The organism is Actinacidiphila glaucinigra (genome assembly GCF_035918135.1).
GTDB lineage: Bacteria > Actinomycetota > Actinomycetes > Streptomycetales > Streptomycetaceae > Actinacidiphila > Actinacidiphila glaucinigra.
The window spans coordinates 7,526,610-7,540,439 of the sequence record NZ_CP109144.1; the positions used below are offsets into that span (position 1 = coordinate 7,526,610).

Annotated in this window: 13 protein-coding genes and 1 pseudogene; 7 read left to right on the top strand and 7 right to left on the bottom strand. The window is 71.4% G+C overall.

Features of this window, described 5'->3' with window-relative positions:
• The 3 genes from OIE69_RS33915 to OIE69_RS33925 are packed head-to-tail and all read right to left on the bottom strand — an operon-like array spanning position 1 to position 2,699.
• Positions 1 to 948, bottom strand: a complete 948-nt coding sequence (locus OIE69_RS33915) for a sensor histidine kinase (RefSeq protein ID WP_326578295.1) — start codon at positions 946 to 948, stop codon at positions 1 to 3.
• Between the two features lie 58 nt (positions 949 to 1,006).
• On the bottom strand, positions 1,007 to 2,224 hold the full coding sequence (locus OIE69_RS33920) for a cation:proton antiporter (RefSeq protein WP_326578297.1): 1,218 nt from the start codon (positions 2,222 to 2,224) through the stop codon (positions 1,007 to 1,009).
• A 4-nt stretch (positions 2,225 to 2,228) separates the two neighbouring features.
• On the bottom strand, positions 2,229 to 2,699 hold the full coding sequence (locus OIE69_RS33925) for a cation:proton antiporter regulatory subunit (protein ID WP_326578299.1): 471 nt from the start codon (positions 2,697 to 2,699) through the stop codon (positions 2,229 to 2,231).
• A 335-nt stretch (positions 2,700 to 3,034) separates the two neighbouring features.
• On the opposite strand from OIE69_RS33925, the gene OIE69_RS33930 reads away from it, so the two are divergent.
• Positions 3,035 to 3,805 carry a CAP domain-containing protein gene (locus OIE69_RS33930; RefSeq protein ID WP_326578301.1) on the top strand — a complete coding sequence of 257 codons (771 nt, stop codon included), beginning with the start codon at positions 3,035 to 3,037 and terminating at the stop codon, positions 3,803 to 3,805.
• Between the two features lie 39 nt (positions 3,806 to 3,844).
• Here the strand turns inward: OIE69_RS33930 and OIE69_RS33935 are convergent, their stop codons facing one another.
• From OIE69_RS33935 to OIE69_RS33945, 3 genes are read right to left on the bottom strand one after another with little or no spacing between them, the layout of a single operon-like run.
• Entirely contained in the window at positions 3,845 to 5,206 is a 1,362-nt protein-coding gene (locus tag OIE69_RS33935; protein WP_326578303.1) for a sensor histidine kinase, read from the bottom strand.
• Positions 5,203 to 5,913: a response regulator transcription factor gene (locus OIE69_RS33940; protein ID WP_326578305.1), complete on the bottom strand. Its 711-nt coding sequence runs from the start codon at positions 5,911 to 5,913 to the stop codon at positions 5,203 to 5,205. Before OIE69_RS33940 ends, OIE69_RS33935 begins: the two co-directional genes overlap by 4 nt.
• 53 nt (positions 5,914 to 5,966) lie before the next feature.
• The gene (locus tag OIE69_RS33945; protein ID WP_326578307.1) at positions 5,967 to 6,098 is read right to left on the bottom strand and encodes a hypothetical protein; all 132 of its coding nucleotides are present in this window, start codon (positions 6,096 to 6,098) and stop codon (positions 5,967 to 5,969) included.
• A gap of 113 nt (positions 6,099 to 6,211) precedes the next feature.
• Between OIE69_RS33945 and OIE69_RS33950 the strand changes: the two genes are divergently transcribed.
• From OIE69_RS33950 to OIE69_RS33970, 5 genes and pseudogenes are all read left to right on the top strand, one after another.
• Positions 6,212 to 6,787, top strand: a complete 576-nt coding sequence (locus tag OIE69_RS33950; RefSeq protein WP_326578309.1) for a hypothetical protein — start codon at positions 6,212 to 6,214, stop codon at positions 6,785 to 6,787.
• 34 nt (positions 6,788 to 6,821) lie between these two features.
• Positions 6,822 to 6,908 (top strand): annotated as a pseudogene (locus OIE69_RS33955) (flavin reductase family protein); the annotation flags it as partial.
• Positions 6,909 to 7,053: 145 nt separating this feature from the next.
• Positions 7,054 to 7,371 (top strand): hypothetical protein, encoded by a 318-nt coding sequence (locus OIE69_RS33960; RefSeq protein WP_326578311.1) that lies wholly within the window; start codon positions 7,054 to 7,056, stop codon positions 7,369 to 7,371.
• A 555-nt stretch (positions 7,372 to 7,926) separates the two neighbouring features.
• Positions 7,927 to 8,253 carry a CU044_2847 family protein gene (locus OIE69_RS33965; RefSeq protein ID WP_326578313.1) on the top strand — a complete coding sequence of 109 codons (327 nt, stop codon included), beginning with the start codon at positions 7,927 to 7,929 and terminating at the stop codon, positions 8,251 to 8,253.
• Positions 8,250 to 12,536 (top strand): nSTAND1 domain-containing NTPase, encoded by a 4,287-nt coding sequence (locus tag OIE69_RS33970; RefSeq protein ID WP_326578315.1) that lies wholly within the window; start codon positions 8,250 to 8,252, stop codon positions 12,534 to 12,536. Before OIE69_RS33965 ends, OIE69_RS33970 begins: the two co-directional genes overlap by 4 nt.
• 345 nt (positions 12,537 to 12,881) lie before the next feature.
• On the opposite strand, the gene OIE69_RS33975 is transcribed toward OIE69_RS33970, so the two are convergent.
• The gene (locus OIE69_RS33975; RefSeq protein WP_326578317.1) at positions 12,882 to 13,070 is read right to left on the bottom strand and encodes an AbrB/MazE/SpoVT family DNA-binding domain-containing protein; all 189 of its coding nucleotides are present in this window, start codon (positions 13,068 to 13,070) and stop codon (positions 12,882 to 12,884) included.
• 194 nt (positions 13,071 to 13,264) lie between these two features.
• Between OIE69_RS33975 and OIE69_RS33980 the strand changes: the two genes are divergently transcribed.
• A complete protein-coding gene (locus OIE69_RS33980; protein WP_326578319.1) occupies positions 13,265 to 13,690 on the top strand; it encodes a very short patch repair endonuclease in 426 nt (141 codons plus the stop codon).
• Positions 13,691 to 13,830: the final 140 nt, after the last annotated feature.

Consider the following 13,830-nt stretch of genomic DNA (forward strand, 5'->3'; position numbering starts at 1 on the left):
TCAGCGGTCCTCCTCGCGCACGGGGACGTCGAGTCGTACCTCGGTGCCGCCGCCGGGTCCCGGACCGAGCGTGAGCCGCGCCGAGACCAGCAGGGCGCGTTCGCGCATCCCCCGGATCCCGGCGCCCTCCGGCGCTGCGCCCAGGCCCTTGCCGTCGTCGCGGACGGTCAGGCGCGCACCGCCGGCGGTGCGTTCCAGCCGGAGGTCCACCCGGCCCGCGCCCGCGTGGCGCGCGGTGTTGGTCAGGCCCTCCTGCGCGACCCGGTACAGGACCAGCTCGGTCTGCTCGTCCAGGGCGGGCAGACCGGGGTCGAGGCGGAGCCCCACGGCCAGTGCCGGCGAGGTGAACTCGGCGGTCAGCGCCCGCAGTGCGCTGTGCAGTCCGAGTTCCTCCAGGACCCCGGGCCGCAGCCGGCGCGCGATGCGGCGGATCTCCTCCAGGCTCCCGCGGGTGGTCTCGCGGACCTGGTGCAGCTCCTCGCGCAGCGGGCCGGGCGCCAGTTCGCTGACGTGCTTGAGCTGGAGCAGCACGGCGGTGAGCGTCTGCCCGACCTCGTCGTGGAGTTCCTGGGCGATGCGCTGGCGCTCGGCCTCCTGACCGGACAGCACGCGGGCGCTGCCGGCGGCCTGCTCGCTCTCCAGCCGGTCGAGCATGGTGTTGAACGTCGTGATGAGCTCGGTGATCTCGCCGTGCCCGGTGGCCGCCGGCCGGCTCCCCGGCCGCAGCAGGTCCGCCGCCGCCATGGCCCGGGTCAGCCGGCGCAGCGGCGCCAGCCCGACCCGGAGCAGCACGGCGTTGGCGACCAGCATCGCGACCAGGCCCGCCACGACCACCGCCGCTTCGGCGGGCAGGACGGGAGAGGAGACCGTGACCGGCCCCAGCAGCAGCATCGTCGCCAGCATCAGCACGACGGCGTTGAGCAGGAAGATCCGCCAGAACAGCGACACGGCCCAGGGCCTCCTCTCCGGGTGACGCGCGGCAACGGGTGCCCGCCGCGGGGCCGGGTCAGTCCCCGGCGACGGTGGACGGGGTCCGCTCCAGCTCGGCTCCGCTCTTGCGCATCGGGGCGCGGCGCCGGGTCAGGGCGCGCGCCAGCGGCTCGGTGTAGCGGGCCGTCAGCGGGCCGAAGACCACGAGGAGCAGGACGTACGCCGTGGCCAGCGGGCCCAGCGCGGGCTCGATGCCCGCCGTGACCCCGAGCCCCGCGATGACGATGGAGAACTCGCCGCGTGCGACGAGGGCCCCGCCCGCCCGCCACCTGCCGCGTACCGCGACCCCGGCACGGCGGGCCGCCCAGTAACCGGTGGCGATCTTCGTCAGGGCGGTGACGACCGCCAGCGCCAGCGCCGGCAGCAGGACCGGCGGGATGCTGGCCGGGTCGGTGTGCAGACCGAAGAAGACGAAGAACACGGCCGCGAACAGGTCCCGCAGCGGGCTCAGCAGCGAGTGCGCGCCCTCGGCGACCTCCCCGGACAGCGCGATGCCGACCAGGAACGCGCCGACCGCCGCCGACACCTGCAGCTGCTGGGCGATACCCGCCACCAGCAGCGTCAGGCCCAGCACGACGAGCAGCAGCTTCTCCGGGTCGTCGCTGGAGACGAAGCGCGAGATGACCCGCCCGAAGCGGACCGCGAGCAGCAGCACCAGGCCCGCGGCGCCCAGCGCCACGGCCAGCGTCACGCTGCCCGCCGCCCAGCCGACCCCGGCCAGCAGGGCGGTGAGGATCGGCAGGTACACCGCCATCGCCAGGTCCTCCAGGACCAGGATGCTCAGGATGACCGGCGTCTCGCGGTTGCCGAGCCGTCCGAGGTCGCCCAGCACCTTGGCGATGACCCCGGACGAGGAGATCCACGTCACACCCGCCAGCACCACCGCGGCCACCGGGCCCCAGCCGAGCAGCAGCGCCGCCGCCGCGCCGGGCAGGGCGTTGAGGGCGAGGTCGACCAGGCCCGACGGATACTGCGTCTTCAGGTTCCCGATCAGGTCGCTGGCGGTGTACTCCAGGCCGAGCATCAACAGCAGCAGGATGACGCCGATCTCGGCGCCGATCGCCACGAACTCCTCGCTGGTGCCCAGCGGCAGGATCCCGCCCTCGCCGAAGGCGAGACCGGCCAGCAGATACAGGGGGATGGGGGAGAAGCGCAACCGTCCGGCGAATCTGCCGAGCAGGCCGAGACCGAGGATGATGGCGCCGAATTCGATGAGGAAGACCGCGGAGTGCAAGGGGTCACTCCCGCCCGAGTATCGCGGCGGCGGCCTCGACACCCTCGCGGGTGCCGATCACGATCAGCGTGTCGCCGCCCGACAGGCGGAAGTCCGGTGCGGGGGAGGGGATCGCGTCGGCCCTGCGCAGCACGGCGACGATGGAGGCGCCGGTGTCCGTGCGCATCCGCGTCTCGCCGAGCAGGCGGCCGTTCCAGTGCGAGGTGACGGGCAGTTCGATCCGCTCGGCGACCAGGCCGAGGTCGGTGGTGTGCAGCAGGTTCGGGCTGTGGTGCGTCGGCATCAGCGCGTCGATCAGCGACATCGCCTCGGGCCCGGTCAGCCGCAGCGACTGCGCGCACGCGTCCGGGTCGTCGGCGCGGTACACGTTCACCGTCCGAGAACCGTCGCGGTGGGCGACCACCGACAGATGGCGCCGGTCCCGCGTGGTGAGGTCGTACCGGACACCGATGCCCGGCAATGGTGTCGTGCTCATCCGCGGAGCAGGCACAGCTCGATTCCCTTCACGGACGGCGCGCAGCCGCCCGGTTCCTTGTCCGTTTCGCCCCCTGTGGATCCTCATCCTTTCATCCGGGCGAACCGGGCCGGTATGGGTGCTGACACCCATCGCGGGCCTGTGTGACGGTTCCCACACCCCGGACGGAAAGGGCCGGTGGAACCGCGGTCGTACCTGAGCGCAGCCTTATGTGTTCTTGAAGATCCGCTCCCGACCGGGGAGTTCTCCGCCCGGGGCGCCTAGGGTCACAGTGCCCGGCACGTCACGTTCGGACGTGCCCGGTGGAGTTCCCGTCGTCCGGAGGTACCCCGCGCATGAGTTCCCACAGGAAACGACCCCGCGCCCGCCGCGCCCCCTCGGCGCGGTCCTGGCCGCTGGCCGCCGCGGTGGCGACGGTCGCCGCGGGCGCCCTGGTCGGGGCCGGTGCGCAGTTCGGGAACAACGCCGGCAAGGACAAGGCCTCGCTGGCGGCCGGCGACCGGGAGAGCGACGACCCCGTGGCGTCCGACGCGCGCCCGGAGACCGCGAGCCCGAGCCCGACGAGCGCGAGCCCCAGCGCGTCCGCCACCCCGGAGCGGCGCAAGCCGACCTCTCGGCACACCCGCACGCCCCGGCCCTCCGCCACGCCCACGCGCACGGTGACCCCGTCACCGGCCAGGACGACGATCGCCGCGCAGCCCCCGCGGTCCGACGACGGCGAGGATTCGGTGGTCGAGCAGATCGTCCGGCTGGTCAACGAGGAACGGGCCTCGGCCGGATGCCGTCCGGTGACGCTCGAGGAGCGCCTCACCGAGGCCGCCCAGGACTACACGGACGTGATGGCCCGCTCGGGCGTGCTCTCCCACACCGGGCCCGACGGGTCCACCATGGCCGGGCGCGTCGAGGCGGCCGGGTACCCGTGGTCGGCCCTCGGCGAGAACATAGCCGTGGGCCAGCGGACCGCCGCCGCCGTGATGGACGCCTGGATGAACAGCGAGGGACACCGGGCGAACATCCTCAACTGCAACTTCGAGCAGATCGGAGTCGGCGTGAACACGTCGTCCAACGGTCCCTGGTGGACCCAGGACTTCGGCACGCCCCGCTGAACAGCCGACCGGCCGGTCAGCTGGGGCGGCCGGTCGGCCTCAGGCCGGGTGCGGGTGACGCCTCGCGCGTCGGGCCGCTTTCCTTCCCCCCACAGGCGGCCCGCCGGCGAGCCCGAGCGTCACCCGCACCCTCGCGCCGCCCAGCGGGCCCCTGGTGATCTCCATGCCCCCGTCGCCGGCGGCCGCCGCCCGCTGCACGATGTCCAGACCGAGGCCGGTGGAGCCGCCGACGCTCACCCCGCGGGCCCGGGCGGTGTCCGGATCGCCGATCCCCGGCCCCGCGTCGTCCACGGTGAGCAGCACCGTCCGGTCGGTCCGCTCCACCGTCACCGCCAGCGCCGTGCCCTGCGGGGTGTGCCGGAACACGTTGCCGATCAACGCGTCGACGACCGCGGCGAGGTCGTCCTCGCCGAGCGGGACCGCGGTCGCCTCCGCGGCGGCCTCGAGGCGGCACTCCCGTCCCTGCTGAGCCGCCAGGACGGACCAGAACTCGACCCGGCCGCGCACCACGGCCGACGCGTCGCACTCCTGCGCGCGGCCCGGGCGTTCGGGCGAGGCCGACAGCGGTGTGCGGGCCGCGTCGATGATCGAGTCCAGCTCCCTCTCCAGGTGCGCGATCGCGGCCTCCAGGTCCTCACCCCGGTATCCGGGGACCTCCGCGGCGATCCGTTCGGCCTCCAGCTGCAAACGGGTCAGCGGGGTCCGCAGGCGGTGCGAGAGGTCCGCGACCAGCTCCCGTTCCATGGCGAGCAGTTCGACGACCCGGTCGGCCATCGTGTTGAAGGCCGTCCCGGCCTCCTGCAGTTCCGGCGGCCCGGCGGGCTCGACCCGGATGCCGAGCTCCCCGGCGCCCAGCGAGCGCGACGCGCGGGACAGGCCCTTGGAGGCGCGCACCACGCGCGCGCCCAGCCGGTCCGCGACCAGCACCGACCCCGCCACCAGACCCAGCGCCAGCAGGGCCATCATCGCCCAGGACGCCTTCACCCCGCGGTCCAGGTCGGCGCGGGGGACGAACGCCTCCACCACCGCCACCCGGTCCCGGGCCAGGATCACCGGCTGGAGGTAGACCCAGCCGGCGGAGGTGTCCGAGGCCATGGTCCGGCGCCCGTCGGCCGCCCGGTCCAGGGCCTCCTGGGAGGCGTGCACCGTCCCGACCAGCTGCCCGTCGGGCAGCCGCACGCTCAGGTGGTCCCCCGAGTCCAGCCCGGCCACCGCCTGCTGGACGTCAGCGGGACGGGTGGTGAGGGCGAGCACCGGCGCCAGCGCCGCGGCCCGCTGCTCGGCGACCGTGGTCGCCCGCGTACGGGCCTCGGACTGCACCAGCAGTGCCAGCGGGATCAGGAAGGACAGCGCCACCATCGACGTCACCGCCAGCGCGACCCCGGCCAGGGCGCGTCTCATCGCGGCGTCACCAGCTTGATGCCGACGCCCCGGACGGTGTGCAGGTAGCGCGGCTGCGAGGCCCGCTCGCCCAGCTTGCGGCGCAGCGCCGACAGATGGACGTCGATCGTCTGGTCCTCCACATAGGCCTGCTGCCACACGTCCGCGAGGATGCGGCTGCGCGCCACCACGCGGTCCACGTGCTCCGCCAGATAGACGAGCAGGTCGAACTCGCGGCGCGTCAGCCGCAGTTCCCGCCCGTCGTGGTACGCCACCCGGGCCGGTACGTCGATCAGCAGACCGCCCACCCGAAGCGCGCCGGTCGCGCCCTCCGGGGCCGCCGGACCCTGCGGCTGCGCGGGCGCCATCGCCGAACGGCGCAGCACCGCCGTCAGCCGGGCCACCAACTGGCCCCCGGAGAACGGCTTCACCAGGTAATCGTCGGCACCCGCGTTCAGCAGCCGGATCACCTCGCTGTCGTCGTCGCGAGCGGTGGTGACGAGGACCGGGACCCGCGAGATGCCGCGCAGCATCCGCAGCACGTCCACCCCGTCCAGGTCCGGCAGCCCGAGGTCGAGCACCACGGCGTCCGGTGGACGCTGCGCGGCCTGCCGCAACGCCTCGAAACCGTAGGCCGAGCTGTGCACCATGTGGCCGTGCGCGGTCAGCACCTCGACCAGCCTCGCGCGTATCGCGGGGTCGTCCTCGACCAGGAGTACGGATGCCATGTGGAGGGACAGTAGCCGGTCGGGAAAGATGGCGGGGTGCCCCGGTACCTGCGCTACGTCGTCATATGGCTCTCGTGCACCGCGGTCAGCGTGACCGCGGTCATGCTCACCGTGGGCTTCGTGGTGGGCTCGACGCGCCCGACGCCGCCCGTCGCGCGGGACGTCCCCGAGAGCGCGCTCGCCACCGCCGCCCCGTCCGCCGCGAAGCCGTCTCCCTCGCGCGTATCGCGGGGTCGTCCTCGACCAGGAGTACGGATGCCATGTGGAGGGACAGTAGCCGGTCGGGAAAGATGGCGGGGTGCCCCGGTACCTGCGCTACGTCGTCATATGGCTCTCGTGCACCGCGGTCAGCGTGACCGCGGTCATGCTCACCGTGGGCTTCGTGGTGGGCTCGACGCGCCCGACGCCGCCCGTCGCGCGGGACGTCCCCGAGAGCGCGCTCGCCACCGCCGCCCCGTCCGCCGCGAAGCCGTCTCCCTCGCGCTCCGCACCGGCGTCCCCCGCCGCGAAACGCACCCCCACACCCGCAGCCACCCCCACCACCGTCCGCCGGCCCACCCGGACCCCGGTCCGGCCGGCCACCACCGCGCCGCCCGCCCGCACCCCCCGTCCGTCCGCCACGCCCGTCGACTGCGGGACCGGCGGCGCCGGGGTCCACACCCTGCAGTCCCAGGGCGGCCAGGCCGCGGTGCGCTTCGGAGCGGACGCCGTCTGCCTCGTCTCCGCCGTGCCCGCCAGCGGGTTCACCGTCTCCACCCGGCGCGACGGGGCGCAGCAGCTGACGGTGACGTTCTCCGGCGACCGGCACCGCTCCGAGATCGTCGCCACCACCACCCCGCAGAGCAAGGCGACCATCCGCGAGGTGTCCTGGTGACCGGGCGCCGGCGGCGACCGGGATACTGGGCGCCATGCGTATCGACTTCGATCCCGAGGCCATGGGCCGGACCCCGTTCTACAAGCTCCTGACCTCGGTGGTCGTCCCGCGCCCCATCGCCTAAAGTCTGGCGTTAAGGGCGAATGCCCCGGCGGAAGCCGAGGATGTGCGCTCCAGAGTTCCCGGGACGACAGAGGCGGCCTCGTCAGCCAGGCCTTGATCAGCGAGGTCGGCATGGAACCGTGATGCGGCGGCGGGCGCCACCCATGACCTGCTGGAACGCAGGAAGCCTCAACACCGCGCGCTACGTGGTGGCCTGGACGATTGCCGAGGACGACGAGAAAGTGATCGCCCAGCTGCCCGCCAAGGCGTGGGAGGCGGCTCTGAAGCAGGACAGCAGCGTCCACGACAACCACGGCGTCGCGGAGCTGACAGGCTTGAACACCCGGCCAGGCTGGCCCGACGGGATGCGGCTGCCGCTGCGCCGGGTCCGCCCCGGCTGGCGGCACCAGAAGAAGCTGACAGACCTGGAGAACAAGACCGGCTGGAAGTACCCGGTCATCGCCACCGTCCGACACATGTAGGGCATCGTCGAGCTCCCACCGGCCGCAGTGGCTTGACGCACTCGTCCGCGCCCACGCCGTCGTCAACGACCGGGTGAGAGTCGACAAGGCGATGGGCTTGCGGACCTCCCTAGCCAGTTGTGGGAGGTCAACCGGGGGTGGATGCTCGCTGGCGCTTGCATCCCACCCGGTGCTACATCTTCTGGAACCTTAAGATCCCAGTCTCCAGGTGTCCACGATCAAGGAGAAGCTTCACTCTCGCCGTCTCCCGGATCACTACCCAGGACGACGGAATGCAATGACTGCGGGAACAGGCTGCAGTTCTCGACAATGCCCGACGCCCTCCTGCCGCCCGCAGTGGTACGGCGCCGCACGGATCGTGCAGCTGAGGCCGGCTGGACTGTTTCACATGCACACGGGGGGTGGGGCTGGGGCACCCGCCATCTCCCCCGCTCCTCGGGACCAACCCGGAAGGGGGCCGCAGCCGGAGATCGCAGCTACCATGACAGGCCGGGAAGATCCGCTCAATTTCTGACTTTCGCAAGTGACTTGACGGAGCTGCAGAGAGGTCGTCGCGTGTACCTGAGTGTCCCCTTCGAGGACGGTGAGGTCTTCGTCGTCGAGTTGTCCGACGAGCAGGGTTCCGGAGTGATCCGGGCGAGTCGCGGCGACGAGCTCTTCGAGACATCCACCGACACGTTCGAGTCGGGCATGGCCCGGGTACAGCGGGTGGCCGCGACGATGCTGGCTCGGCTGGCGGACCTGCCACGCAGTCCTGATCACGTCCGTGCGGAGTTCGGACTGCGGGTGACAGCGGAGGCGGGCCTGGTCGTGGCGAAGGGATCCGGGGAAGCGCACATCAAGCTGGAGCTGGAGTGGAGCCGCCCCGAGGGCGGCAGGTGACACCGGCAGGCGACCCGGACTCCGCGTGGGAGGGCGGCATGGCGCGGGTGCTGCACGGCGGTCGTCCGGTCGGGGTGGCGTTCCTGATCCCCGACCGGCTGCTGCTCACGTGCGCCCACGTTGTCGCCTCCACCGCAGGCCTGCCGGACGACGAACCGTTGCCAGACCGCCTTCCGGTCACCCTCGACTTCCCGCTGCTGCCCGGGCGTCCCAAGACTGCCGCCTTTGTGCACTTCAGCGTGCCTGTGGCCGGTGACAGCAGCGGCGATGTCGCCGTCCTGCAGCTGAGCGGCGAGCCCCCGCCCGGTGCCGTACCCCTGCGGATTGTGGAGGCGGAGGGCCTGGCTGGGCACCGTTGGCGTGCTTTCGGCTTCCCGAAGTTCCCGGGACGAGGCGGCAGCAAGGACGCCGGGATCTGGACCCGCGGCATCGTCGAGGGCCGTGAGGGTACCGGATGGTGGCAGCTGACCTGCGACGAAGAGGCACCGTTCCCGCTGGCAGCCGGTTTCAGCGGGGCGCCGGTGTGGGACGAGGAGTATGGCGGTGTCATCGGCATCGTCGTCGCCGTCGAGGGGGACCAACGGCGTCGGACCGGCTATGCCCTCACCGTGGAGTCCCTCACCCGGGAGTGGCCCGAGCTGCGCGTAAGGCTGCTGGCGGACAGCCCGTACCGCGAACTGTTGCCGTTCACCGAGCACGACCTCGCCGTCTTCTACGGCCGTACGAACGAGACGCAGCAGCTGATCGAACTCCTCGAGCAGCAGGTCCCCGTCCTGCCCGTGTTCGGCGCCTCCGGCGTCGGCAAGTCCTCCCTGGTCGGCGCCGGCCTGCTCGGGCACCTCGACAGCGACCGGTACGTCATCGCCCGCTTGCCCCACGGGCTGCGCCTCACCGCCGAGGAGCTGTTGGCCTGGGCCCTGGCCTCGGCGGGAGGCGCGGACATCATGCAGGCGGGTTGGCGCGACCGCTGGTTGGCGTTGGCCCGGCAGCTCACCGACGAGCAGGGCGTCCGTACCGCCGTGGAGCAGACACTGGCCCGCCACGGCGGACGGTCCCGGCTGGTGCTGGTGGCCGACCAGTTCGAAACGCTACTTGCGGACGCGCTCGACACTGCCCGTCGGCTGGACGCTCTACTCGGCGTTCTGACGGCTCGCCGCACGGACGGCAGCCGTCCCGCCCAAGCCGTGGTCGTCACCAGGATCGACTTCCTCCAGCAGATCGAGCAGCTCCCCCACCTCCGTACGGCATGGGACGCCACCTCCGTGGTGGTACAGCCGATGACGCAGACGCAGCTGCGAGAGGCGATCACGTGTCCGCTGGAGGGGCATGCGGGGGTCCGGTTCGCCGACGGCCTGGTCGACCAGTTGCTGCGGGACACCCCACCCGGTCCGGCCGCGCTGCCGATGCTGGAGTACGCCCTGAGCCGACTGTGGGAGCGCCAGGAACGCGGGTGGCTGACCGCCACCGCGTATCAGGAGCTCGGCGGCGTGGACGGGGCCCTGGCGGGAGAAGCGGAGCACAGTCTGTGGGACTGGGCAGACAAGGCCGAGCAACAGGCGCTGGAGCGGATCTTCATCCAGCTCGTACGGCCCGGCGAGCAGCTGGACGCCGGGGAGCGCGGCCCGGACACCCGCCGGGTCGCCGCCCGCGCCCAGTTCTCCGCTGGCGACTGGGCGTTGATCCACCGGCTGGCCAGCACGCGGTTGGTTGTGGTGACGCGCCGCCCGACCGGGCAGGACACCGCTGAGCTCGCGCACCAGGCCCTGGTGGAGCAGTGGCTGCGACTGCAATGCTGGGTCGAGGAGAACCGGGAGTTCCGCAGCTGGCAGGAGGGGCTGCGCCGTTCCCTGCGGGCGTGGCAGGAGCAGAGCCGCCCGCCCCAACTGGCCCTCGGCAGGAAGCAGGTCAAGGAAGCGCGACGGTGGATCAGCGTACGTGTCAGCGAAATTCCCACCGATGAGACCGAGTTCGTCGAGGTCAGTGCCCAGGTCCAGCGTCGGCGCCGCCTGGTCATCGCGGGCTTCGCCGTGCTCACCGCACTCGTTCTCGTTGCGGCTGGCCTGGCCACCCTCAACGCCCGGAACAGCAGCACCGAGCAGCGGGCCCTGGCCGCCACTCGCAGCCTGACGTATCAGAGCCGGCAACAGGCGAACGCCGACCCGGCCCTGGCGGCTCGCCTCGCCCTCGCCGCTCAGCGCATTACCCCGACTCCGGAGACCCGCGCCCAGCTTCTGTCCACGGTGTCCTCGCCTCTGCGGGCCACTCTCACCGGGCACACGAGAGAGGTGGAGTCGGTCGCCTTCAGCCCGGACGGCAAGACCCTCGTGACCAGTGGAAACGACGGCACAGCACGGCTGTGGGACATGGCAGGGCGCCGGCAGCTTGCGTCACTTGACGGCCGCAGCAGCCAGGTGCACACGGCGGCGTTCAGCCCCGACGGCAGGACTCTCTTCACCAGCCATGACGGCTCGAAGGCACGACTGTGGAACGTCCACACACGAAAGCAGACCGCTACCTTGACGGGCGTCGGGAGCCCGGCGGTCTTCAGCCGGGACGGAGACACGATCGTCACCGGCGGTCAAAAGGGCAGGGTCCTGTTCTGGGATGTCCGAACCCATCACAAGGTCGACGAATTACAGGTTCACCGCAGCGACGACGGCGTCTATATCCACCTCCTCGAATTGAGCCCGGATGGCGGGACCCTTGCCGTCACTGTCTTCGGCCACGGCACCAGCGACGTCACCGAGTCCGAGGTACAGCTCTGGGACGTACGGGCGAAGCGCCGCACCGCCACGCTGAAGGGCCACATGGGTCAGGTCACGTCGCTGGCGTTCAGCCCGGACGGCGACACGCTGGCCACGGGCGCGAGCGACTCCACGACGCGCGTGTGGGACGTGCGCAGGCACCGCTTACTGACCACGCTCACCGGACACAGGGGTACCGTGTTCGCCCTGGCCTTCAGCCCGGACGGCCGGACCCTGGCGAGCGGAAGCCAGGACCGTTCCGTATGGCTGTGGGACGTGCGGGAGCGTACGGCCCTGACCGTGCTGAGCAGCCATACCGGGTTCGTGGACGCACTCGAGTTCAGCCCGGACGGCGCGACGCTGGCCAGCGGGTCCGGGGACGCCACGGTCCGGCTGTGGGACATGCGGGCCGGGCGGCCACGCGCCACCTTCGCCGGTCCACGCGGCTCGACAAGCCCGGCGGCCTACAGTCCGAACGGGAAAGTGCTCGCGACCGGGGGCAGCGACGGAACTGTGCACCTGTACGACGCCCGTACGCAGCGTACGCTGGGCCGCCTGAGCGGGCACATCGGCGAGGTGAACACGGTCCGGTTCAGCCCGGATGGCCGGTTCATCGCCGCGAGCAGCAACGACGATCCGGCGGTCCTGCTGTGGGACGCACGCACCCACCGCCGCCTCGCCTCCTTCAACGGCCACCGCAGCCCTGTGCAGTCCGTCCACTTCAGCCCTGACGGCCAAACCCTCGCCACAAGCAGTTACATCGACGGGACGACCCGCCTGTGGAGTGTGCGGACCCATCGGAGATTGGCGTCCTTCGCTGGCGGGGCCGGCTGGATGACCTTCAGCCCGAACGGCAGGATCTTCGTGACTGGCGCCTTCCAGTCCTCGTCCGTACAGCTGTGGGACGCACGGACCCACGGCCGCCTCGGCACCCTTGATGCGGTCACCAAAATGGTCAGCTCCGTAGCCTTCAGCCCGGACAGCAGCACTCTGGTAACGGCGGGCTGGGACGGCAAATTGCGACTGTGGGACGTGCAGCGTCGCCGCCGCATGGCAACGATCGCGGGGCACACCGACGCTGCACAGTCGGTGGCCTTCACCCCGGACGGCAAAACACTCGCCAGCAGCGGCCGGGACGCCGCGGCGAGACTGTGGGACGTACGCACCCACCGCCGCCTCGCCACCCTCAGCGGCCACACCGGCATCGTCTGGTCGGCCGTCGTCAGCCCGGACGGCAAGACCGTGGCAACTACCGGCAACGACCGGACGGTACGCCTGTGGGACCTAGAAACCCACGGGCAACTGGCCCTACTCACGGGCCACACCGGCGTCCTGCGCTCGGCCCTCTTTGCCCCGGACGGGAAGACCCTTACGACCAGCAGTGACGACGGGACCGTACGCCTGTGGGACACCGACGTCTTCAGCGACCCCGCCACCCTCACCGAAAAGGCCTGCACCATCGCGGGCCGGTCCCTTACCGAACAGGAATGGCGCCGCTATGTCCCCGAGGGAGTCGCATACCACCGGATCTGCCCCTGAGCCGTGGAGTTCAGGGGGATGGGGTATGTCTGGTTTCGCGGCAGGTGTGTCCTGGTCACCGTATGGTGCGCGGGTGATCTACCAGTATGTGTGGCAAAAGCACCAGTTGCAGTACACCGAATCGAAGCCCTGACCGACCCGCGAGCTGAACGAGCGCCGCATCGGGACGCTCCACCATCACGGGGGTGGAGCGTCCCGATGCGGCCGAGGTATGGGCGCCGCAGGCGTGGCGGTGTCCGAATCAAGGGGAACCTTCGAAGTCGAGCGGTTGATGCTTCCACTCTGGGTGTTGCTGCTCTGCTGGAACAGCATTCAAAGCACCGGCTGTCGGGTACCCGCGAGGCCCTACAGGGTGCCTCGCTCCAACAGATCGCGCAGCGCGTCCTCCTCACGGCGGAGTACCAAGCGTCCGTCGCCCTCACTGTAGGCGAGGATGCGGCTCCCGGGGTCAAGTCCGGCCTCGGCGAGAAGTCCGAGAGGGAGCGAGACGCGCCCGTCGGCGTCGATGGTCAGCTCTACGGGGGTTCGGGACACTCGTAGAGTCTCCCACAGCCCCAATGCGGGTTGCCGCTGCTGTCCCCGACCGACGCCGGGGCACGTCCCACCCAGTCACTGTCAGTCGCCCACCGGGCGACGGGGGGTCGCTGCCCGCCGGAAGAGCGCGACAGGCCTCCGCGATCCGATCGGCGCCGCATTCCGAGCACCTGCGAGTGCGCAAGACTGGTTGTATGCCGCCAGTCGCATCATCGGCCTCCGTTGCCGCGCGCATGAGTCGCCAGGCATCCCGCGATACCGCGCAGGAGCTGGCCGTACGTCGCCTGCTGCACAGCAGCGGGCTGAGGTACCGCGTGCACGTCCCCGTGCCCGGTATGCCCCGTCGGACGGTGGACATCCTGTTCAGCAGGTCGAGGATCGCCGTGTTCCTCGACGGTTGTTTTTGGCACGGCTGCCCCGACCACGCGACGCATCCTCGAGCAAACGCGGAGTGGTGGCGCACCAAGCTCGACCGCAACGTCGCCCGTGACCGTGAGACGACGGAACACCTGGTTTCGGAGGGCTGGACGGTACTTAGGTTTTGGGAGCACGAGGCGCCCGAGGGGATCGCGCAGCGGATCGCCGCCGAGGTGCGGGCGAGGCGATCCGATCAGTGCTGACCTGTACGGTGTCGGGCCGAGATGCCCCGGCGGAGCACGCGAAAGCAGATCGTGACCGTTTTCTGTTCATGCGCCGAGCGTGACAGTTAATGTGTGGGGGTTGGCAAGGCGACGCGTGGTTGGTGCCTGGGGGTGCCCGT